The organism is Rhodohalobacter sp., assembly GCF_034521535.1.
Classification (GTDB): Bacteria; Bacteroidota; Rhodothermia; order Balneolales; family Balneolaceae; genus Rhodohalobacter.
On sequence record NZ_JAXHMF010000006.1, the window covers coordinates 712,710 to 733,730 of the forward strand.

Sequence of the window (21,021 nt, forward strand, 5' to 3'; positions counted from 1 at the left end):
CGGAAAAAAAACAGATTCTAAACTGCTATTTCACAAACAGCATTTCACGGTAGATTGGGAGTGGCCAGTAGTCATCAGCCGTGTACCGTTCCAGATAATCCACAGAATCCCGAATTTTGCTCATCGCAGGAATAATCTTTTCGCGATACTCCACACAAAGCCCGATAAGGCTTTCGTTTTTTATATCATCCTGAACTTTTTTGAGTTCAATCATCGCTTTTCCAAGATCATTCAAAGCACCGTTTACGGTAGTGAGCATCTCTTTGGAACCATAGTTATCCAAACCCAGATCTCCGGTTTCCTTAACGGCTTCAGTAAGCTCGTTGATGTAACGAACAGCCGCAGGATAGATCATTGTTCTGGCGATAGCTTCAGTGGTATCTACTTCAATGTTCAGATTGGTTACGTACTGTTCTGCAGCAATCTCGAGTCGTGAATGGATTTCACGGGCCGACATCACATTATACTTTTCAAACAGATGGATGTTCTTCTCTTTGGTTAAGTGAGGCAGTGCTTCAGCTGTAGACTTCAGATTTAGCAATCCTCGTTTTTCAGCCTCTTTCTGCCACTCGTCAGAGTAACCGTCTCCGTTGAAAATGATATCTCTGGCTTCACTCATTGTCTCAACCAGAACTTCCTTGAGAGAAAGTTCCAGATCCTTTTTCTCCATTTTCTTCTCCAGGCTGGTACACATGGTATCAATCGCTTCAGCTACTGCAGTATTCAGTACCACAATTGGGAAGGATACAGACTGGCTTGAACCAACCGCTCTGAATTCAAACTTATTGCCGGTAAATGCAAATGGAGACGTTCGGTTTCTATCTCCCGCATGCTTCGGAATTGTAGGAAGTACAGGAGATCCCAAACCCATCAAACCGGATTTCATCGATTTTTTCAAACCACCATTTAGCAACTGCTTAATGATATCTTCCAGCTGCTCGCCAATGTAGGCCGAAATGATAGCAGGCGGTGCCTCATTCGCTCCAAGGCGGTGATCATTGCTTGGACTGGCTACCGCAATCCTCAACAGGTCCTGATGCTTATATACTGCACTTAGTACTGCTGAAAAGAAAAACAGAAACTGCATATTTTCGTGAGGACTTTCGCCCGGTTCCAGCAGATTCATTCCCTCTGCCGTACTGAGCGACCAGTTCAGGTGCTTGCCGCTGCCGTTCAGACCGTCAAAAGGTTTCTCGTGAAGAAGGCACTCAAATCCATACTTTTTAGCAACCTTTTTCAGAACAATCATCATCAGCTGCTGATGATCCGCTGCAATGTTGCAGTTTTCAAAAATCGGAGCTACTTCAAATTGCCCCGGAGCAACCTCATTGTGACGGGTTTTTACAGGAATACCCAGCTTGTAAAGTTCGCGTTCGGCTTCCAGCATAAATGAAAGAACCCGGTCAGGTATTGACCCAAAATAGTGGTCGTCCAGCTCCTGTCCGCGTGGTGGTTTAGCACCCACCAGAGTACGGCCTGAAGTCATTAAATCCGGTCTGCGGTAGAAAAACTCCTGATCGATCAGGAAATACTCCTGCTCGCAGCCTACCGTAGAGGTTACTCTTTTTGACTCTACTCCAAACAGTGAAAGAGCGCGCTTCGTCTGCTTGTCCAGTGTTTCAACAGATCGAAGAAGTGGAGTTTTATGATCCAGTGCCTCACCTGTCCAGGATGCAAATGCAGTTGGTATGCAGAGATACTTACCATTTTGGTTTTCAATTAAAAAAACCGGGGATGTCGGGTCCCAGGCTGTGTATCCTCTCGCTTCGAATGTAGCCCTGAGGCCACCGCTTGGAAAACTGGAGGCATCCGGTTCGCCCTGAATTAAATCTTTTCCGGAAAATTCTGATACTGCGCCGCCTCCCTGGTTCGGTGTAATAAAACTATCGTGTTTTTCTGCCGTTGCTCCTGTTAACGGCTGAAACCAGTGGGTAAAGTGTGTAGCACCCATTTCTGTTGCCCACTCCTTCATGGCTAATGCCGCTGCATCGGCTACCGAAAGATCAAGCTCCTGACCTTCTTCAACCGTCTTCTTTAATTCCTTCCAAACTATTTTGGGTAGCCGCTCTCTGAGATCATCAAGTGTAAGAGTGTACTTACCAAAAACCTCTTTTATGTTCATATGCTGAAAATCACCATTGGCCTGTGGATTCCAGTTTCGAGCTGCTGCAAGCGTATCGTAGCGACGTGTTGTGTGTGACATTATTTTTTAAAATTTAGGTTCGGAGTTTTGAACAGCGGAAATATATCAGTGTTTGAAAATAATTAAAATTATTTCTTAGTAATTTTAAAATTCCTTACTTATTTACGTTTATTATTCTATTTAAATTATTATTTAATCTAAAAGCGCTTCCAGCTTGTCTCAAAACAAAACTTATTTATCCTGACCGGTGATGTGTCGAATTTTTTAAGGCACTCATTCATTCTGTATCTTTAGCAAACTATTTTTCTAAACGTGTAACTGAAAACGCCTTTTGAAATCATCTACATTTAAGGTCTGGCTTTCAGCGGCCCGGCCTCAAACTCTGGCAGCTGCATTTATTCCCGTACTCGTGGGTGCGTCCATTGCATTCCGGCAAGACTCGTTCATGTGGATCGCTACTCTGGTTGCCATGTTTTGCGCCTTTGCCATCCAAATTGGCACCAATTTCGCCAACGACTATTTCGATTTTGTAAAAGGCGCAGATACGGATGATCGAATCGGATTTGAACGGGCAACCTCTTCCGGATCCGTAACTCCACAGTCAATGCTCAGAGCTACTTCAATCACCATGTTCATTGCATTTCTAGCCGGGTTGTATCTCGTTTGGATTGGTGGATGGGTTATTTTATGGATTGGTTTGTTATCTCTCCTGTTTGGTATTCTGTACACTGGCGGACCATTCCCTCTCGGCTACAATGGCCTGGGCGACATATTCGTATTTATCTTTTTCGGTTTCGTAGCCGTGATGGGTACAACCTATGTAAACACTCTGGAGTGGAGTATGCACGCGTTTTGGGCATCAATTCCCGTTGGAGCACTTTGCGTCAACATTTTAGTTGTCAATAATCTGAGAGATGTTGAGCAGGATAAAGTTTCCGGCAAACGTACTCTGGGTGTTCTGTTTGGTGAAACCGCCCTTAAAATTGAATACGTAGTCATGATTGCGCTGGCTTATCTGACGCCCGTGTTTTTCTATCATTTTTTAGACTATTCGATTTTTATCATTCTTCCCTATCTATCCCTTTTCTTCGCCTGGAATTTGAACAAAGAAGTTTGGTACCATGAGGATAAGCGTACATTGAACAACACCCTCGAAAGAACGTCAAAATTGATGATCATTTACGGGTTTTTGTTTGCAGCCGGACTGATTCTTTAACTCTTGATCGAAATATTCACATACCGACTCCCCTTTTCAAAACCCTTCGTCACCGGTTCCGGAGTGTTTCATCATAGAGAAGGTCTTCTTATTCGGTATTCGGATGATTCCACCGAAGTGATCTCTGAAGCCGCTCCCCTTCCGGGATTTTCCACTGAAAGCTTAGAAGAAGTTAAAACCACAGTCACAGATCAAAAGGAATCTCTTGATATTTTCTTCTCCCAATCCTATTCACTTGAAGAGCTGAAGACATTTTTACAACAATTCCCGAAGCTGCCATCCCTGCAATTCGCTCTGAGTTTTTTGGGTATTCAAATCCTGTCGGAAAGAAGTCAACGATCTCTGTTTGATCTTTTTGAGGTCAAATATCAGCCGAAAGTTCTTGTAAATGATGTATTGCCCATTCAGGATGTGGAAGAGACCATTCATCATTTTAAAAAGAGCTACGATAGCGGGTTTAGAACCTTCAAAATTAAATCCGGATACCCGGTTGATCAACTCGTCAAAACCTTGAAGGCACTCAGTCAGACTGCAGGACAAGATTGCAGGTTCCGCGTTGATGCAAACCAATCATGGCCGGCGGATCAATTTTCAGAGATCACAGAGCAGTTAGGAGAATTCAATATTGAGTATATCGAAGAGCCGTGCCACAATTCGGACATTCAGACTTTGGCCAATTTTAATCAAAAATCTACAATTCCGATTGCACTGGATGAATCCATAAAAAACATTGATCATCTTAAAGTAGTGCTCAAAAAGCTGCCGGAAACGATAATTGTAATCAAACCGACAGTTCTGGGTAATTTGTTCGATTTATTTGAAACATTAGCTCGCCATAGAACTCATTTTAATAGGATTGTTGTTACTACAGCATTGGAATCATCCGTTGGCAGAAAAGCGGTTACCTCTGTTGCGTCTCTCATTGGAGATCCAACAATGGCTCACGGACTCAACACCGGTCGTTTTTTCAAAACCGATCTGTCTAACGAAAACTTGATTTCAAATGGAAAATTAAAACTTCCAGAATCCGGATTTTGCTCAACCAAAATTGAAGATTTAAATAACTCTTATTACCAAGTCGTTGATTGATTATATGCTCAACATTAACTCTACTGAATCATGAGTTCGCGGCTTCAAAAAATTCCAACTTTCAGTAAGCCTGAAAAAGAGCTGACCTTTCTGACGTCGGAACAAGAGAGCTATACCTATGAAAATCTATATGGATTTACGAGCTGGCTGTCGAAAAAAACGAACGGAATAAATTTTTCTAAAGAGAAGCCGTTTCTTATTTGCGGTCCATCTTCTGATGAAATTATTTTTCTTATCTCTGCCTGTTTTCTATTAAAAATCCCGTTTTTATCACTCCACGAAGAGTTTTCTGATACTGATGCCAAGATTCTAAAATCCCAGATTGAACCGGCACTTATTTTCACTGATGATCCCGACAGATTTAAAACCGTCTTCGATGCTCAGCAGATTAAAATTGATAAGGACCGGCTCACGCTTCAGGGTGAGTTTGACGAATCAACATTTTCCTTATCGGATATTGAACAAATTGCAGGGCTGTTTTTAACATCCGGGTCTACAGGCACACCCAAGATTGTCCCGATCAAAAGAAGGCAGGTGCTCTTTGCTGCCGACGCATCAGCAAATAATTTCAAACCGGGAAAGAACAGATACTGGCTGCTCTGCCTGCCGTTGAATCATGTTGGCGGCATATCCATCATACTCCGCTCCATTTTATACGGCTCAGCTATCTACAGACTGGACTCTTTCGATACCGACACCATCAGGGATCTTTTGTCAACAAAAATGGATTTTGAAGTTGCATCCATGGTTCCAACCATGCTGATTAATTTGATGGATGACACTCATTTTCAAACTCATTCCAAATTTAAAGCAGTTCTGCTTGGCGGAGGTCCCATCACTCCTGAGCTGATCGAGTGGGCTGTAACAAGAGGTATACCGATTGTAACAAGCTACGGCATGACGGAGACGTTTGCCCAAATCGCCGCCAATCCAATTCTAAATCCAAGCGGAACCTATTTACCAAAAAATAGTGTCGGCCATCTGTTTTCACCAAACCAAATTGAAGTTCGGGATGATGCCAACAAACCTCTCCCTATCAGGGAATCGGGTCATATCTGGCTGAAGGGACCACAGGTTTTTGACGGATATCTTTCGGACGAACTCAATCGGGATCTATTTGATGAGAATGGATGGTTCAACACGGGCGACTTTGGCTATCTGAACTACCGTAAACAGCTTTACATTGAGTCAAGGCGGATGGATCTGATCATCACGGGCGGCGAAAACGTCAATCCCGTAGATGTAGAACAAGCCATTGAAACATTTCCCGGTATCAGCCGTTCTGCAGTTGTTGGAGTTCAGGATAAAAAATGGGGACAGAGGGTTGTGGCTTTTTATACAACAGAAAAGGAACAAATTGATGAATTGAAGTTAAAATCTTATCTCAAGGATAAGCTTCTTTCTTTTCAGGTCCCCAAAGAGTTTATCCACAAAAAAGAGCTGCCGGTTACGTCTCTCGGTAAAATCAAAAAAAGAGAATTATTGCGCTCTTACAGATATTAAATGGCCGTTTTTAGATTCCCTTAATTAAAAAAGACTAACTCGCTATACCGTCTTTAAGTTGGGATCTTTGAAGAAGAAAAAATTATAGCATGATTTATAAAAAGCTTTTAGGACTGTTCATTTTTGCACTGCTTCCCGTGCTTGTTGTTGCTCAATCTCAACAAAACGTAAGCATTTCTGTATCGGCAACCGTTTCGGGCACCGTTGAGATGGTTACGATAAACACCGTTGATTTTGAGAACATTGAGCAGGAAAGCTCAGTCATCCGTGTAGATCCAATTTTTGGAGAGCGCGCCGGTAAGATGGTAGCGCGTGGTACACCAAACGCTGAGTTCAGAGTTGATTACATCCGTGAACGCGAACTCTTGAACCAGGACAGAGACGGCGTTATATTTTTTAACTACATAATTGCCGGTAATTTCATCGACGATCAGGAAACTGCGGAGCTATTGGATCAAGACATTCGAAACCTTCAGTTTAATGAAGATGGCGAATATTACTTTTGGGTTGGCGGAACAGTGGATCTCAGTGATGTAAATCCCGGCAGCTATCAGGGAGACTTCACAATAGAAATTGAATACATCTGAACTATTTGAAAGGATTATCCAAAAATATCATAACGGCTCTCTTCATTGCCCTGTTTATCGGGCTCAATGCAGAAACTGCCACCTCTCAGGATATTCGTTTTGGTCAGTACGGTACCTACACTCTCGAATTGGAAGATATTGGGCTGGAGGATCTGGTATTTCAAGGACCTATCACTTCAAATGGCGGTGTTTACGAAGTAGAGCTGATCGACTCAAAAGTTTTATCCATTATCGGTGTAAAATACCTGGATGTGGATGTAGACATCACAGCAGACGGCAAACTCTACCTTGATGGTGATCCCACTTATGAATTCAGACCCGCAGCGATCCATTCCTTTTACTCTCAATGCGGCATACGCGAACAATGGAGAAAATAACGTTTCGGCTTCCAGGCCCATCGGAATAGCAAACACTCCCTCAATGAGTTCGGGAACCGCCAGGTTTCCAATCTTGTCACGACGTCAGCAACCGCCCGGACCACCGCCACCGCCACCCACCGGAGACTTTGATCAATCACAGGTAAATGAGACCGCCTACATCTATTTCTACGGACAAATAGATGTAGGAAATGTTGTTGCCGGACAGTACCGCGGTACCATAACGGTTACAGTGGAGTACAGATAGTGATGAAAGGTAGCAACAAAAATAGTAAGGAACTCACGTTAATCATCTTTGGCATCTTTATTTGGTTATTGCCGATGTCCGGGATAAGCCAGTCCCTGAATGTTCAAATTGATGTAAACCCCGAAGTTCAGACAACGGTAGAGAGGAATTTGGATTTTGGACAGGTTATTACGGGAATGGGATTACAGTCCATTCCGCCCGGTTCAAACAATATGGGAATATTCAGGGTTCGGGCGCTTCGCACTCAACGTGTGATCTTACAGATGGATGCGGATGAGGCACTGCTGCACGAAAACCCTGACGTATTAGACTCGATACCGATTGATCTGCAGGCTGCATACACAAATTTTGGAATGGAGGATTTTGAGCTCAGCACACCGTTAAGCGGTATCGGTGAGAGTATTGTCCTTGAAACCTCAATGAATAATCCTTCATCGGAATGGAGTTCGCTTTATGTATATGTTTTTGGAAATGTAGATATTGGCAACGTGCGGGAAGGCGTGTATACCGGAGAAGTGATACTGACGGTGATCTACGAATAGTTCCCGATAAAGTTTGAATTAAGCCGTTCTAACGCTGTTCACCGGGCGTTAAAGCCTCTTAATTAAAGCTCTCTAACTTGGGGTGTGAAGTGCAACCTCTTATCTTGGTAACAGAAACAAAAAAACAAAATCACTCAACGATTATTTTAAACAACAACAAACCAACGAATAAAATGAAAAAATTAAGCTCACTTATCATCGCTCTGTTTGTGTCTCTCAGCGGGAACTGTTTTTGCTCAAGCAATACTGCAGATATTGATGTTACAGCTGAAGTTTTAGCTGAATTAAATGTGACAGGTACTGACGTTTCTTTTGGAAATGTCCAGCAGGGATCAGCTGCTCAAGTTCAAGCGAATACAAATGATACTGCGAACCCAAATTCAAATGCAAGTGCTCCAATCAGCTGGTTCACTTGACGTATCAGCAGGTGATCAAGATATATCAAGTTAAGTTACTCAAAATGCTATACTTGACTGATGGTGCTGGAAATAACCATTGACTTTTACACATAGAGTATTTATTATGGTGCAACTGAAGTAACAACAGATGTTGATGGTAACCGGATATACTGTATCTAGGTGGCTGGAGATCTAACATTTTGATATTGGTGGTGAACTTCAATCTCCAACTAATGCAGGTAGTTACTCTACAGGAACGTACAGCTGGTCAGCCACTCGTCTTTCAAGTACAATTACATTATACTAATTCAGAAAAATCAATTTTACGTAAAACCCCCACTATTTCGTGGGGGTTTTTTTATTTGTAAATTCAGTCAATTTGCTGAATAAAATGATCTGCTCATGAAAATTCGTCTGCTTTCACTTCCATTTGCCCTATTGTTACTATTTGCCGTTTCCGTTCAGGCTCAGGTAACCATCTCCCCAACCGCCGTCTTTCTGGATAAAAACAGCAAAGTCGGTTCTTTTTACGTCTCCAACCCATCCAACAGCGCCGTTGAGGTACGACTCAGTTTTGAGTTTGCCTACCCCGCTACGGATGAAGACGGACGTGTTTTTCTAAACTATGAGGATGAAGAAGCGCAAGAGCGTTTTTCTCTGGTTCCTCATTTAAGAGCTTTTCCAACAACGTTTGTTCTGCAGCCGAATGAGCGTCAAACCATTCGTTTGGTAGGCCGCATACCCCAGAACTCCGATCCCGGAATGTACTGGACCCGAATGCGCGTCTCCTCCAATCAGCTTACTCCACCCATCGGTGATGTGGCTGAAGGACAGGTCTCCGCTCAGGTCTCTTTTCAGATCGATCAGGTTACGGCTGTTCTGGTTCAACACGGGGATGCAGAGACCGGACTTGAAATTCATAGTACTCAAGCCAGTGTTGAGAATGACCGCCTGACTTTACTATCTGATGTTGAGCGTACGGGCAATGCCCCATTCATCGGAAGTGTTGAGACCCGAATATTGGACTCCAATGGAGAAGAGATTGACTCAAGGCGTTCATCCACATCGGTCTATTTCAGAAACAATCAGCGCGTGGAGTTCGACTCCTCAAACTGGCAGCCCGGACAATATACTGCTGAAACGACGTTTGAATCTCAACGAAATGATATTTCATCGCAAAATTTGCTTCAGATCCCTGAAGTAAGCGAGCGAACAACCTTTATGATTGAGTGATAAAGAAGTGCCTCCTGATAATACATCTGTTTCTTCTGTCTTTAAGCTTTCCGATTATAGAATCGGCAGAAGCTCAAAGTGCTGATCAAGAGGTATTTCTTCAATTTCGCCATCAGGGAGTCGTTAACACCTACGTTTCTGCGATATACGAGCGCGACCAATTCTACCTTTCCGTAACCGATCTTTTCCAGGCACTCCGAATTGATGTAAATGTCGATCAGGCCGCATTTACCCTCTCAGGTAACTATTTAGGAGAAGGAAATTATATTCTGAATTTGGATTCACGCCGGGCTCAGTTTGCCGATCGTGAAATCACTCTTTCCGCCGATGATTATCTGATAACAGATTTTGGCTACTACCTCGATCCGGATATTTTCTACCGCCTCTTTGATCTGGAATTTATTATCGATTTCGGCAGTCTGGCCGTAACTCTGGAGTCACCCGATACGATGCCGGTTGTGGCACAGCGCGAGCGTGAACTGAGAAGAGAACGACTCCTTCGCACTCAAAGAGAACTTCGAAGAGATTTCTATCCGCTCCAGTTTGATCGAAACAAGAGTGTATTTAACGCCGGCTTTTTAGATTACAACCTCACTGCAAACGTTAATCAAGGTGGAAACAGCTACCTCTACAGTACAAATATCGGTACGGAGCTGATTGGCGGTGACTTGCAGGGAACCATTTTTGGAAGTTACTCTCAAACCGCAACCTCACTGAGATCCAGCGGCCTGCGTTGGCGGTACGGAGTTCGAGACAAAGACTGGATCAGCACCGTTGTTGCCGGACAAACTACTGCAGAGGGTCTTGCTCCTGTGGCCTATACCGGGGTTCGGTTAACCAACGAGCCCATTGAGCCGAGATACATTTATGACGAAACCGCATTCACCGGTACCGTTGAACCGGACTCCGAAGTTGAACTCTACCGAAACAATACTCTGATTGATTTTACTCAGGCCGATGCCAGCGGAACCTATCGATTTTCCATACCCCTTACGTACGGGACATCAAATTACACCATCCGCACCTACAGCCCAACCGGTGAGATGACCACCCGTGATGCAAGGCTCCAGATCCCTTTTAATTTTCTGCCACCGGGCGAAATCAACTACACAGTTAATGCAGGACGAGTGGATAACCCCATTGCCGGTTCAACCAATCGGGGAATGGTTTCCAAGGCAAACCTGAGCGCCGGTCTTACAGACCGCTTAACGGCAACCGGAGGTGTTGAGTACTTTGAGGATTTCCACGATGGCCTTCCCACGTTTACGGGAGGAATATCAACGCGTGTCGCAGACAGCTATCTGCTATCAATTCAGGCAGCTAATGATGCATTTTACAGAGCCAGCGGTAGCGTAATCTATCCAAATAACGCCAGTATCAACCTGGATTACACCTACTACAATACTCAAGGCGGAATTTATAACACAAGCAGAAATCAATCCTCCATTCGAGCCAATGTTTTTACCCCGTTTACCATCGGCGACTGGCCCTTATTTTTCCGTTGGTCTGTAACGAATGAACAAAGAGAGACGGGTGCCGTTACCAGATATCGTGTTGATCTGAACAGCCGGGTGGGACGCGCCAATATTCGCTTCGGATACCGGGACACCCAACTTGGAAAATTATCATTTCAAACCACACCGGTAGCCAGGCTAAACTCATCCGTCACCTACAATTTTTCGCGAAGCCGCGAAATACCTTCTCTCCTGAGAAGTGTATTTGTGAGGGCTCAAGCCAACTACATTCCGTCTATTTCAGAAATTGAGGATGCTGAGCTGCAACTCAGCAGGAATATTACGCGCCGGGGCCGGCTGCAATTTTCAGCGGGCCGTAACTTCATCGGGGATTTCAACCTCTTCAGATTCTCGCTAACGTTCGACTTCAACGCAATTCGGTCCAATACCACCATTCGCTCCACAAGAAATTCAACAACGCTCTCACAGAGCCTGAGAGGATCTATCGGGTACGATTCAAACCACAACAACGTGTTGTTCACAAACAGGCAGCAAGTCGGCAGGTCAGGCGTTGCCATGCGAATGTTTATCGACAACAATAGCAGCGGCACATATGACGAAGATGACGAACTGATCCCGGAGAATGCAATACGCATCGATCGCGCCGGAGGCACCACATTTTCCAAAGGTGATATTAACTATATCTCACAGCTTCAGCCCTACCGGCAGTATAACATGACGGTAAATAAAGGATCGATAACAAACCCACTGCTTGTCCCTCAAATCGAGCAGTTTTCCATCGTAACCGACCCGAATCAATATAAGCTGATAGAGATCCCTCTCTACATGTCGGGCATCGTAGAAGGGAAAATTACGAGACGGATGCCGGACGGAACATCAAGCGGTCTTGGTGGGCTCCGTCTCTACCTCAGACAGATTAACGTACCAGAGGGCACTGAACCACATACCGAGGAGATTAGAACCTTCTCTGACGGAAGCTTTTACACCTATGAAGTACCTCCGGGCGACTACATCATCGAACCGGATCCTTCCCAGATAAACTTTCTGAATGCGGTTCCGAATGTTGAAACCATAGAATTTACTGTTGAAGCTATCGCTGAGGGCGACTTTGTAGAGGGGCTTGAAATGACGATGCTTCCTGCTGATGACCCTGAAGTTCGCGAACCGATTGAAGAGGTGCCGGTTATTGCTGCTTCAATCTTTGGATATAACGGATCGGGTTTAAATATTCGTCAGGAAGAAAATACCAGTTACAGTATTCAGCTTGGAACTTACACCACCTTTACGGATGCTGCTGATATGGCCTCCTATGCTGAAAGTTTTACCGAGCTTGAGCTTCAGATCGATTTTAATTCTGAAAATGAGCTCTATACTGTAAGAACGGTTCCTTTTGAAAGTTACAACACGCTTTTGAACCAGGTTTTAGATTTCGGCAGATCAGATGTGAACCTGCTTTCCGTCATTCACCATTATGAAAGCCCTGTAAATGAGGAAAATTTACATATACAGTTATCTGCCTACGACACAAAGGAACAAGCATCCAGATTGCGAGACCGGGTTCAATCTGATTTGACAGACCAGAACGTTTTCATCTACCCGGACAGGAGTAACAATGTATTCCAGGTGCTGATTGGCCCGTTTACAAGTAGAAGTGACTTAGTTTCAACACTCCATGAACTTGTATTTGACGGATACTACAGCGATTTACTTGCCGGGCTGGAGGAAGAGACCGAAGAAGTTGTTGAAACTGATTTAACATACGCAATAAGCCTCCGATCCTTTTCTGATTCTGAATCTGCCCTTCAGTTTATTGATGAGACACAGGAACAATTAGAAGAAGAGTTACAAGTTATCCAAACCGAAGACGGACAGTTCCAGGTAGTAACGGAACGGCAGGTTGGTAATTTGGAAGAACTCAGAGAGATCAATCAAGCTATTACGGCAGCTACCGGTATTACGGGCCAGAATATCATCTTGTATGATAGACCGGGTCAACAGACAATGCCTCCTGATAGCATCGATGCTGATACTCTTACAACAGATGAAACTGAAATTGTTGAAATTCTGGAAGAAGAAGAGTTTCAGGATGTGACGGAAGATCCTCTCAGAAATATTCCTACAATGGAATTGGCACCTATACGGAATGAGGAGAGACTTACATGCAGCTATCCGATTCAGGTTGGCAGCTTTGGAAATATCCGTGAAGCATCCTCAAAAGCAGAGGAAATTGGTAAACGATTGAATGAGGAAATTCACATCATCTACAATAAGTCCACTGAACTTTTTGGCTTGAGGACCTCTCCCATTGGAAATATTTCGGATGCTATGCTTCAGCTTTTACTATTCAGGGAACAAGATCCGCTCAACCAATATGCAATAGTGGGATTATGTACCGAAAGAAAATCATCTGTTGAAGAAACCTATGCCCGTTTCATTATCCCAATTTCTCAATTTGATCTGGAAAGTGATGCCGCTCAATTCTCAAATGAAATTGCTGACGAATTTGAAATTCAAACAAATATAAGGCAACCGGAAGCGGATGAAGCCGAACCATTCACTGTAATTGCAGGACCGTTCGAAGATTTCAAAATGGCGGAGCAAGTTCAGGAAAGATTACTTGAAAACGGCAAACTCGCCAAACCCGGCATTGAAGTTGATCCGGAAACATCACTGCCGCTGAACCTGATGTTCAGAATCTATTTGGGTGAGATATCAGATACCGGTGGATTTTCTGAAAAGAGTACGGAATATTTTAGATCTACCGGCCGGCGCCTTTCCATAGAGACCGATCAGGAATCTATTCGGGTGTTCGATCAAAGTGAGTATAGATCCTGGGCGAGATTTATAGAAATTTTTGAGGAGGTAAGAAACAGCACAGGCCTGCAGCCTCTTGAAATTTTTATTCTCGACTAGCAGACCTGTTTCTCAATGGTCATCTATAGATACTGAATCGTTGCTATCTGTTTACCGCGGTAAGCGGTTCCCTTGATTTTTTCCGTTTTGTTATCGCGGGTAATAAACTTCACACTAACCGTACCGTGTTCGTCTCGATCTATTTTCATTTCTGCTTTCATATTCCACTGATCGACACCGTTGCTCATTAAAACCGATTTGTCTGCTTCAGTAATGATTTGGGCGCCATCGGGAAGATTCATCTCAAAATCCCCATATGTTATCTCATCTTCACTTATCTGAAATGATTCGGCAACCCGATTTTCTGATATCTGGCTTCCGCTTACCACCTCAACCTTTACCTGCATAGTGGCGCTTGATGCCTGTTGCGCCATTGCTTCTGCAGCAGTAAATGTGATAGCTGCCAATACGAGTATTACTATTTTTATTCTGTTCCTCATGATTATCTCCTTAAAGCATGATGTCTCTAACACAATATATTAGAATATATTAATATTAGGAAACTCTAATTTATAGGAGCAATCTTCACTACACAAGAAATCTATCACTGAGTTCTGTAATGCCTGTTTTTTACATTTATTAGACTTTTACCGCTCTAATAAAAGGTGGCCAGTATGATATGTTGAAAGGGGGCAATGTGGGATGAAAAGAGGAGATTCAAATCTAACTGATGAACTTTCAAGCCAAACCTTAATCTATCAGGTCATGCACCTCACCCGGCGGCTGACGGACTCTTTCCCCTGTTGCAGACTTAGAGTCTTCTATCTGATGTATTATATCTGACAATAGTCGTTGTCCCAAGCCGGGTTTCTTCAAACTATCAGTCACTTCTATACTGATTAGATTGTCATATCAAATCAGTACATAACATAAAAAAAGCCGATTGAACTGAATCAATCGGCTTTTTTTGAAAAGATGTGGTAATGAGCTTAGAGCATCATCGCCAATGGATTTTCAATCATAGTGCGCAGTGTATTTAAGAAATGTGCTGCTTTTGCTCCATCTACGATCCTGTGATCGCTGGACAGTGTCACCTTCATTCGTTTACCGGGAACAATTTCACCATTCTTAACGACCGGCACATCACGAATAGAACCGACTGCCAGAATACAAGCGTTTGGCGGATTAATGATTGCCGTAAACTCTTCGATACCAAACATGCCAAGATTACTAATCGTAAATGTACTGCCTTCCATCTGTTCCGGCTGCAGTTTACGATCGCGTGCCAATCCGGCAAGCTCCCTGGTCTCTGCTGAGATCTGCTGCAAGGTTTTCTTATCGGTATGATTTAAAACCGGAGTCATCAACCCTTCATCGATTGCCACAGCCACGGCTACGTTTACATCACCGTGTTTGCGAATGGTATCACCCAGCCAGGAAGAGTTAATTTCAGGATGCTTTCGGAGAGCCATTGCAGAAGCTTTCACTACAATATCATTAAAACTGATCTTCACATCACTGATTTCATTCAGAGCAACCCGTGCTTCGATTGCTCTCTCCATATCGATGTCGATCGTTTCGTAAAAATGCGGGTTATTGAATTTACTCTCGCTGAGACGACGGGCGATCGCTTTGCGCATCTGAGAAATTTTAATCTCCTCATCTTCTTCAGAAGCAAATGATGGCACCTGAACAGCACCTTCCTTCTTCGCCTCTGCAGGCTTATAGTTCTCAATATCACGTTTAATGATTCTGCCTTCAGGCCCCGAACCATCCACGGCAGAAAGCTTAATCCCTTTATCCTCTGCCATTTTCCGTGCTAACGGTGATGCCTTTATTCTGCCATCATCATTGGCTTGATCATCGGCTTGTGCACTTTCTTTCTCTTTGCCATTACCTTTACCGGAACCGACGCCTTCTAAAATCGGATCAAAATCTTTTTTATCGGAAGATTCTTTTTTCTTCTCTTTACCGGAGCTCTCTTTTTCAGGTTTGTCTTCAGATGAAGATTCACCATTGGCACTCTCAGCCTCCTTCAGTATATCACTAATGTCTTCCCCTTCTTCTCCGGTAATAGCCATTATTCCACCTAAAGGAACAGCATCTCCTTCTTTAACTAGAATCTTGAGTACTGTACCGGGATCAAAAGCTTCAACTTCCATTGTTGCTTTATCCGTCTCAACTTCGGCAATTACATCACCGGCCTCTATTTTATCCCCTTCACTGATGTTCCATTTGGCAATGACACCCTCTTCCATTGTGTCACTTAACTTCGGCATCTCAATTTTTATAGCCATAATCCTGTTTCTTAATTCTGTTTTATATTTTTAAAATCACCCTGTTAAGCAGATTCAAATCCACTCCTGAGCCACACCTCTAGTTCCTGTATGTGACTGCATTTACAGCATCAATTACTTTTTTAGCATCCGGTAACCAGAGGTCAAAAAGCGGCTTGGAAAACGGTGCGTTTACATCCGGCAGTGTTACTCTTCGAACGGGTGCATCCAGGTAATCGAATGCTTCACGCTGGATCAAAAATCCAACTTCAGATGCCAATCCGCCAAACGGATGAGATTCATCAACAATTACACACCGGTTTGTTTTTTTCACCGATTCGATTATTAATTCAATATCCAGAGGTTTAATCGTTCTCGGATCAATAATTTCCATTTCCACACCGTCTTTTGCAAGCTGATTCGCTGCTTGTTTTGCAATATGGTACATTTTTCCGGTAGCAACGACCGTAACATCGTCACCCTCACGCTTAATTTTACCTTTCCCGATTGGGATGATGTAGTCTTCCTCGTCAGAGACCTCTCCTTTCATTCCGTACATCTGCTCGGATTCCATGAAAAGAACGGCATCGTCGTTTCGGATCGCAGACTTTAACAGTCCTTTCGCGTCATCCGGCTCGGACGGATAAATCACGGACAATCCCGGAAACTGAGCGTACATTGAATCGTAGGCTACTGAGTGAGTTGCGCCGAGCTGTCCGGCGGAAGCATTGGGTCCCCGGAATACAATGGGTGTATTCAACTGACCACCCAGCATGTATCGCGCTTTGGATGCGTGATTGATAATTTGATCAGCGGCCAACACGGCGAAGTTGAAGGTCATAAACTCCACGATTGGGCGTAACCCGTTCATCGCGGCTCCGACGCCAATTCCCGAAAAACCCAGCTCAGAAATCGGAGTATCGATTACTCGCTTAAAACCATATTTGTCCAATAGTCCTTCCGATACTTTATAAGCACCGTTATATTCGGAAACTTCTTCACCCATCAAAAAGACTTTTTCGTCGCGAGCCATTTCTTCGTCCATTGCGTCGCGAATTGCTTCTCTAAATTGTAATTCAGCCATTTTTATAAATCGTTGTCTTTAAAATTTCTTTTTGAGTCTATTACTTTCTGTCATGAAAGTGAGGGGTATCCGCAAACATATCTTCGTAGAGCGCTTCATCTTCAGGGAAGTCGGCATTGTCCGCAAATTCTATTGCTTCCAGTATCTCATCCTCAATACGCTGCTCAATCTCTTCCAGATCCTTCTTTTTGGCCACTTTTTCGTCAATCAAGTAAGCTTTCATACGCTCAATCGGATCTATTTCCTGGTATTTCTTAAGCTCATCTTTGGTTCTGTATTTCTGAGGATCGGACATGGAGTGGCCGCGATATCGATATGTGCGAATTTCAACAAACCACGGCATGCTGTCTTTACGAACTTCATCGGCTATATTCTTCATGTTTTCGTAAACCGTTAGTGCGTCCATTCCGTTAAAAACCGCACTCTTCATGCCGTAACCTTTTGCACGTTCATGAATTTCATTTACGGTGTGTCGCTTTGCAGCTGTACCCATTGAGTATCCGTTGTTCTCAACAACATAGATACACGGTAGCTTCCATAGCTGGCTCATATTGAGAGTCTCATGCAGGGCTCCCTGATCGACAGCTCCGTCTCCAAAGAAGGTTGCTGTTACGCGATCATTCTCTTGGTATTTGTTGGCAAATGCAATACCGCCGCCAATAGGAATGTGACCGCCTACAATACCGTAACCACCCCAAAAATGCTCTTCAACATTGGCAAAGTGCATCGAACCGCCTTTCCCTTTTGAGCATCCTGTTGCTTTTCCAAAGAGTTCGGACATACCTGCTTTAGGAGAGACGCCTCTCAGCAGACCCCAGCCGTGATCACGATATGCAGTGATGATATCATCATCGTCGTTTAAAGCATGAACTGTACCGGTTGATACAGCTTCCTGGCCAATATAAAGGTGAAGGAATCCACCAAATTTTCCTTTTTGATACTGCTGCATTGCACGCTCCTCAAACCGGCGTTGCAAAAACATCTGCTCAAACATATGGATTGCATCATCATCCGACAGGCCTAAATCTTTGTGTGATTTATCCGTTGGATCAGGCAGTTCTACTGATTTTTCAATTTGGCCGTTATTGCTGCTATCAATACCGATAGGGGTAAAAATAGCTTCTGTTTCTTTCTTCTTTGCCATACTTACAGTTAATCGTTAAACAATTTCTGATTTGCGTTAAATATACCCATTATTTGAGAAGTTTACAGATGCCCTGATCTTATATCAGATCTCTGCTTTTACCAACTCCTCAGCTTTTTTAAAAGCCTCGTCAATTTTTTCGGGAAACCGGCCGCCTGCAGTTGCAAGGTTGGGTTGTCCGCCACCGCCTCCGCCAACAATTCTGCCCAGCTGTGAAACCATATTTCCGGCTTTCACACCTTTTTGAATCAGATCGTCGGTAACAGCAGCCATAATGTAAACTTTTCCTTGTTCCTCGTCTTCTGATGCCAGGACGACTACACTTTCTTTTTTCGTCTTCTCAAGAGCATCGTATCCAAGCTGCTTTAATGTGTCCATGTCGGCTCCGGCCACTTTGCCTGTATAGAGTTGAACACCGGAAATATCTTTTCCGTTTTCAAGAATCTGATCCAGTGAGTCGCCGGCCTGACTTTGAATCAGTTTTTCAAGTTCTTTTTCAAGCTCTCTGTTTTTCTCAATCAGAGATTTTATGCCCGATACCAGCTCTTTTTGTGCACCGATAAGCTCTCGCGCTTTCTGAAGCTGCTCTTTTTCCGATCTCAGAAGTCCGTCTGCTTTTTTACCTGCCACAGCCTCTACCCTTCTGATTCCTGCCGCGGCCGATGACTCATCCGTAAAACGGAAGTATCCGATTTTACCGGTAGCATCCACGTGTGTACCGCCACAAAGCTCTACTGAATAGTTTGGATCGAACGTGATCACACGAACCTGATCACCATACTTTTCGCCAAAAAGCATCATTGCTCCTCTCTCACGCGCTTCATCAATTGGAACATTTCGCTCTTCGAGAAGAGGAATATTTTCCTGAATCTTTTCATTTACCTGCTGCTCAACTCTATCGAGTTCCTCCTTTTTCACGCCTTCGAAGTGAGAAAAATCAAATCGCAGCCTATCGGGAGCCACCAACGAACCCTTCTGAGCCACGTGGTCTCCCAGAACATCACGCAGTGCAGCATGCATGATGTGAGTTACAGAGTGATGTTTTTCTATTTCCTGCCGCCGGTTCAAATCAATTTCTGCAATCCAGTTTCCGGTCGGATTGGATGGAAGCCGATCTACATAGTGCAGATGTCCGTCATCTGATTTTTGTACATCCTTCACCTTAATAGTTTCATCCCCATTTGTGATCACACCAATATCAGCCACCTGTCCGCCGGATTCAGCATAAAATGGTGTTTTTTCGAGCAGTAAAATTTTACTCTCTTCATTTTCGGCCGTGGCAAGAATAGACGTTTCTACCCTCGATTCGTCGTAGCCCACAAACTCAGATTGTCCACCTTTAATCACTTCCCAGTTCAGATCACTTTTTTGAGAAGCTGTAAACTTTCCGGCTGCCCTTGCCCGCTCTTTCTGTTCCTTCATCAGCTCATCAAAACGACCGGTGTCCACTTCCACACCTTTTTCGCGAGCCATCAGTTCCGTTAAATCGATCGGAAAACCGTAAGTGTCGTGCAGTTTAAATGCGTCATCACCCGACAGTTTTTCCTTCCCTTCAATCATAGAGTGGAATAGTTCGATTCCCTGACCCAAAGTGTTCAGAAAACTTTTTTCCTCAGCTAAGATCACATTCTGGATATATTCAATCTGTCCATCCAGCTCCGGGAAAACATCAACAAACTGCTCAGCCAATACCGGAACCAGTTTACTCATGAACGGCTTTTTGAAATCCAGCCGATCCCACCCGTAGCGGATAGCCCTTCTCAGAATCCGGCGTATAACATAACCGCGGCCTTCATTGGATGGCGAAGCCCCATCCATAATGGAAAAGCTGACAGCACGAATATGATCTGAAATTACCCGCATGGCAATATCTGTCTCTTCGTCATCTCCGTACGTTTTCCCGGCCAGATCGGCAATTTTTTGGATGATTGGCTGAAATACATCCGTGTCGTAATTGGATGTTTTTTGCTGAAGTACAGCGCAAATTCGTTCAAAACCCATTCCCGTATCCACATGCTGTGCCGGCAGTTTTTTGAGCGAACCATCTTGCTGCCGGTTGAACTGAATAAATACCAGGTTCCAGATCTCCATCACGCGGGGATCGTCCATATTTACAAGTTCAGCGCCGGGCTTCTTCTTTCTCTCTTCGTCCGTTCGCAGATCAACATGAACTTCGGAGCAAGGTCCGCACGGTCCCGTTTCACCCATCTCCCAGAAATTGTCTTTTTTATCAAACTTGAGAACGTGATCCGGAGAGATAGAAGTCTTTTCAACCCAAAGCTTCGCTGATTCATCGTCGGCCGGCAGCCCGTCAGATTCATCTCCCTCAAACACGGTAGCGTATAATCGATCCGGGTCGAGACCCCATTCATCCACCAAAAGCTCCCACGCCCACTCAATGGCCTGTTCCTTAAAATAGTCGCCAAACGACCAGTTACCGAGCATCTCGAACAGAGTGTGGTGATACGTGTCGTGCCCTACCTCTTCAAGATCGTTGTGCTTTCCACTCACGCGAATACATCGCTGGGTATCAGCTGCCCGGTTCCAGATTTTACCATCATCTTTTAAACCCTCCTGTTCTCCTAAAAAGATCGGTTTAAACTGATTCATCCCGGCATTTGTAAATAACAGAGACGGATCGTTTTTTGGTACAACAGGGGCACTGTCTACAATGAGGTGACCTTTATCTTTAAAGAAATCCAAAAAATCCTGGCGAATTTGAGCAGCCGTTTTCAATGACATAAAATCAAAAAATATTTAATAAACATGTTTTCCTAATAAGCTTCATAAAATAGCAAAATTTAAACTTAACCTCATTTCATTCTTCCAATTTCATTCTCATTAGCCAAACTCT

16 protein-coding genes are annotated in these 21,021 nt (G+C 43.9%); 10 read left to right on the forward strand and 6 right to left on the reverse strand.

Annotated elements, in window-relative coordinates:
- Window positions 1–25 precede the first annotated feature (25 nt).
- The gene (locus U5K35_RS15420) at window positions 26–2,203 is read right to left on the reverse strand and encodes a glutamine synthetase III (RefSeq protein WP_322572395.1); all 2,178 of its coding nucleotides are present in this window, start codon (window positions 2,201–2,203) and stop codon (window positions 26–28) included.
- A gap of 271 nt (window positions 2,204–2,474) precedes the next feature.
- Here U5K35_RS15420 and U5K35_RS15425 point away from each other — a divergent pair, with 271 nt between their 5' ends.
- The 10 genes from U5K35_RS15425 to U5K35_RS15470 all read left to right on the forward strand — a co-directional run bounded on the left by U5K35_RS15425 (window position 2,475) and on the right by U5K35_RS15470 (window position 13,723).
- Window positions 2,475–3,359, forward strand: coding sequence for a 1,4-dihydroxy-2-naphthoate polyprenyltransferase (locus U5K35_RS15425; RefSeq protein ID WP_322572396.1), 885 nt, complete (start codon window positions 2,475–2,477; stop codon window positions 3,357–3,359).
- Window positions 3,360–3,362: 3 nt separating this feature from the next.
- Window positions 3,363–4,448, forward strand: coding sequence for an o-succinylbenzoate synthase (gene menC, locus U5K35_RS15430; RefSeq protein ID WP_322572397.1), 1,086 nt, complete (start codon window positions 3,363–3,365; stop codon window positions 4,446–4,448).
- A 30-nt stretch (window positions 4,449–4,478) separates the two neighbouring features.
- Window positions 4,479–5,951, forward strand: coding sequence for an AMP-binding protein (locus U5K35_RS15435; protein ID WP_322572398.1), 1,473 nt, complete (start codon window positions 4,479–4,481; stop codon window positions 5,949–5,951).
- An 89-nt stretch (window positions 5,952–6,040) separates the two neighbouring features.
- Window positions 6,041–6,538: a hypothetical protein gene (locus tag U5K35_RS15440; RefSeq protein WP_322572399.1), complete on the forward strand. Its 498-nt coding sequence runs from the start codon at window positions 6,041–6,043 to the stop codon at window positions 6,536–6,538.
- A gap of 5 nt (window positions 6,539–6,543) precedes the next feature.
- The gene (locus U5K35_RS15445; protein ID WP_322572400.1) at window positions 6,544–6,915 is read left to right on the forward strand and encodes a hypothetical protein; all 372 of its coding nucleotides are present in this window, start codon (window positions 6,544–6,546) and stop codon (window positions 6,913–6,915) included.
- 43 nt (window positions 6,916–6,958) lie between these two features.
- Entirely contained in the window at window positions 6,959–7,162 is a 204-nt protein-coding gene (locus tag U5K35_RS15450; protein WP_322572401.1) for a hypothetical protein, read from the forward strand.
- Window positions 7,163–7,236: 74 nt separating this feature from the next.
- The gene (locus U5K35_RS15455) at window positions 7,237–7,704 is read left to right on the forward strand and encodes a hypothetical protein (protein ID WP_322572402.1); all 468 of its coding nucleotides are present in this window, start codon (window positions 7,237–7,239) and stop codon (window positions 7,702–7,704) included.
- A 104-nt stretch (window positions 7,705–7,808) separates the two neighbouring features.
- Complete coding sequence (locus U5K35_RS15460) at window positions 7,809–8,120, forward strand: hypothetical protein (protein WP_322572403.1); 312 nt, start codon at window positions 7,809–7,811, stop codon at window positions 8,118–8,120.
- A 384-nt stretch (window positions 8,121–8,504) separates the two neighbouring features.
- Window positions 8,505–9,335, forward strand: coding sequence for a hypothetical protein (locus U5K35_RS15465; RefSeq protein ID WP_322572404.1), 831 nt, complete (start codon window positions 8,505–8,507; stop codon window positions 9,333–9,335).
- Complete coding sequence (locus U5K35_RS15470; RefSeq protein ID WP_322572405.1) at window positions 9,332–13,723, forward strand: SPOR domain-containing protein; 4,392 nt, start codon at window positions 9,332–9,334, stop codon at window positions 13,721–13,723. The genes U5K35_RS15465 and U5K35_RS15470 overlap by 4 nt, the downstream gene beginning before the upstream one ends.
- Window positions 13,724–13,746: 23 nt before the next feature.
- Here the strand turns inward: U5K35_RS15470 and U5K35_RS15475 are convergent, their stop codons facing one another.
- From U5K35_RS15475 to alaS, 5 genes are all read right to left on the reverse strand, one after another.
- The gene (locus U5K35_RS15475; RefSeq protein ID WP_322572406.1) at window positions 13,747–14,163 is read right to left on the reverse strand and encodes a hypothetical protein; all 417 of its coding nucleotides are present in this window, start codon (window positions 14,161–14,163) and stop codon (window positions 13,747–13,749) included.
- A 489-nt stretch (window positions 14,164–14,652) separates the two neighbouring features.
- Window positions 14,653–15,960, reverse strand: a complete 1,308-nt coding sequence (locus U5K35_RS15480; protein WP_322572407.1) for a pyruvate dehydrogenase complex dihydrolipoamide acetyltransferase — start codon at window positions 15,958–15,960, stop codon at window positions 14,653–14,655.
- A gap of 79 nt (window positions 15,961–16,039) precedes the next feature.
- The gene (locus tag U5K35_RS15485; RefSeq protein WP_322572408.1) at window positions 16,040–17,023 is read right to left on the reverse strand and encodes a pyruvate dehydrogenase complex E1 component subunit beta; all 984 of its coding nucleotides are present in this window, start codon (window positions 17,021–17,023) and stop codon (window positions 16,040–16,042) included.
- Between the two features lie 40 nt (window positions 17,024–17,063).
- Window positions 17,064–18,167 (reverse strand): pyruvate dehydrogenase (acetyl-transferring) E1 component subunit alpha, encoded by a 1,104-nt coding sequence (pdhA, locus tag U5K35_RS15490; protein ID WP_322572409.1) that lies wholly within the window; start codon window positions 18,165–18,167, stop codon window positions 17,064–17,066.
- A gap of 84 nt (window positions 18,168–18,251) precedes the next feature.
- Window positions 18,252–20,909 carry an alanine--tRNA ligase gene (gene alaS / locus U5K35_RS15495; protein WP_322572410.1) on the reverse strand — a complete coding sequence of 886 codons (2,658 nt, stop codon included), beginning with the start codon at window positions 20,907–20,909 and terminating at the stop codon, window positions 18,252–18,254.
- Window positions 20,910–21,021: the final 112 nt, after the last annotated feature.

Excerpts from the sequence above, each read along its gene's own strand:
- U5K35_RS15440 (WP_322572399.1), top strand. The coding sequence starts at position 6,041 with ATGATTTATAAAAAGCTTTTAGGACTGTTCATTTTTGCACTGCTTCCC.
- alaS (WP_322572410.1), bottom strand. The coding sequence starts at position 20,909 with ATGTCATTGAAAACGGCTGCTCAAATTCGCCAGGATTTTTTGGATTTC.
- U5K35_RS15480 (WP_322572407.1), bottom strand. The coding sequence starts at position 15,960 with ATGGCTATAAAAATTGAGATGCCGAAGTTAAGTGACACAATGGAAGAG.
- U5K35_RS15435 (WP_322572398.1), top strand. The coding sequence starts at position 4,479 with ATGAGTTCGCGGCTTCAAAAAATTCCAACTTTCAGTAAGCCTGAAAAA.
- U5K35_RS15465 (WP_322572404.1), top strand. The coding sequence starts at position 8,505 with ATGAAAATTCGTCTGCTTTCACTTCCATTTGCCCTATTGTTACTATTT.
- U5K35_RS15420 (WP_322572395.1), bottom strand. The coding sequence starts at position 2,203 with ATGTCACACACAACACGTCGCTACGATACGCTTGCAGCAGCTCGAAAC.
- U5K35_RS15485 (WP_322572408.1), bottom strand. The coding sequence starts at position 17,023 with ATGGCTGAATTACAATTTAGAGAAGCAATTCGCGACGCAATGGACGAA.
- pdhA (WP_322572409.1), bottom strand. The coding sequence starts at position 18,167 with ATGGCAAAGAAGAAAGAAACAGAAGCTATTTTTACCCCTATCGGTATT.
- U5K35_RS15450 (WP_322572401.1), top strand. The coding sequence starts at position 6,959 with ATGAGTTCGGGAACCGCCAGGTTTCCAATCTTGTCACGACGTCAGCAA.
- U5K35_RS15455 (WP_322572402.1), top strand. The coding sequence starts at position 7,237 with ATGTCCGGGATAAGCCAGTCCCTGAATGTTCAAATTGATGTAAACCCC.
- U5K35_RS15475 (WP_322572406.1), bottom strand. The coding sequence starts at position 14,163 with ATGAGGAACAGAATAAAAATAGTAATACTCGTATTGGCAGCTATCACA.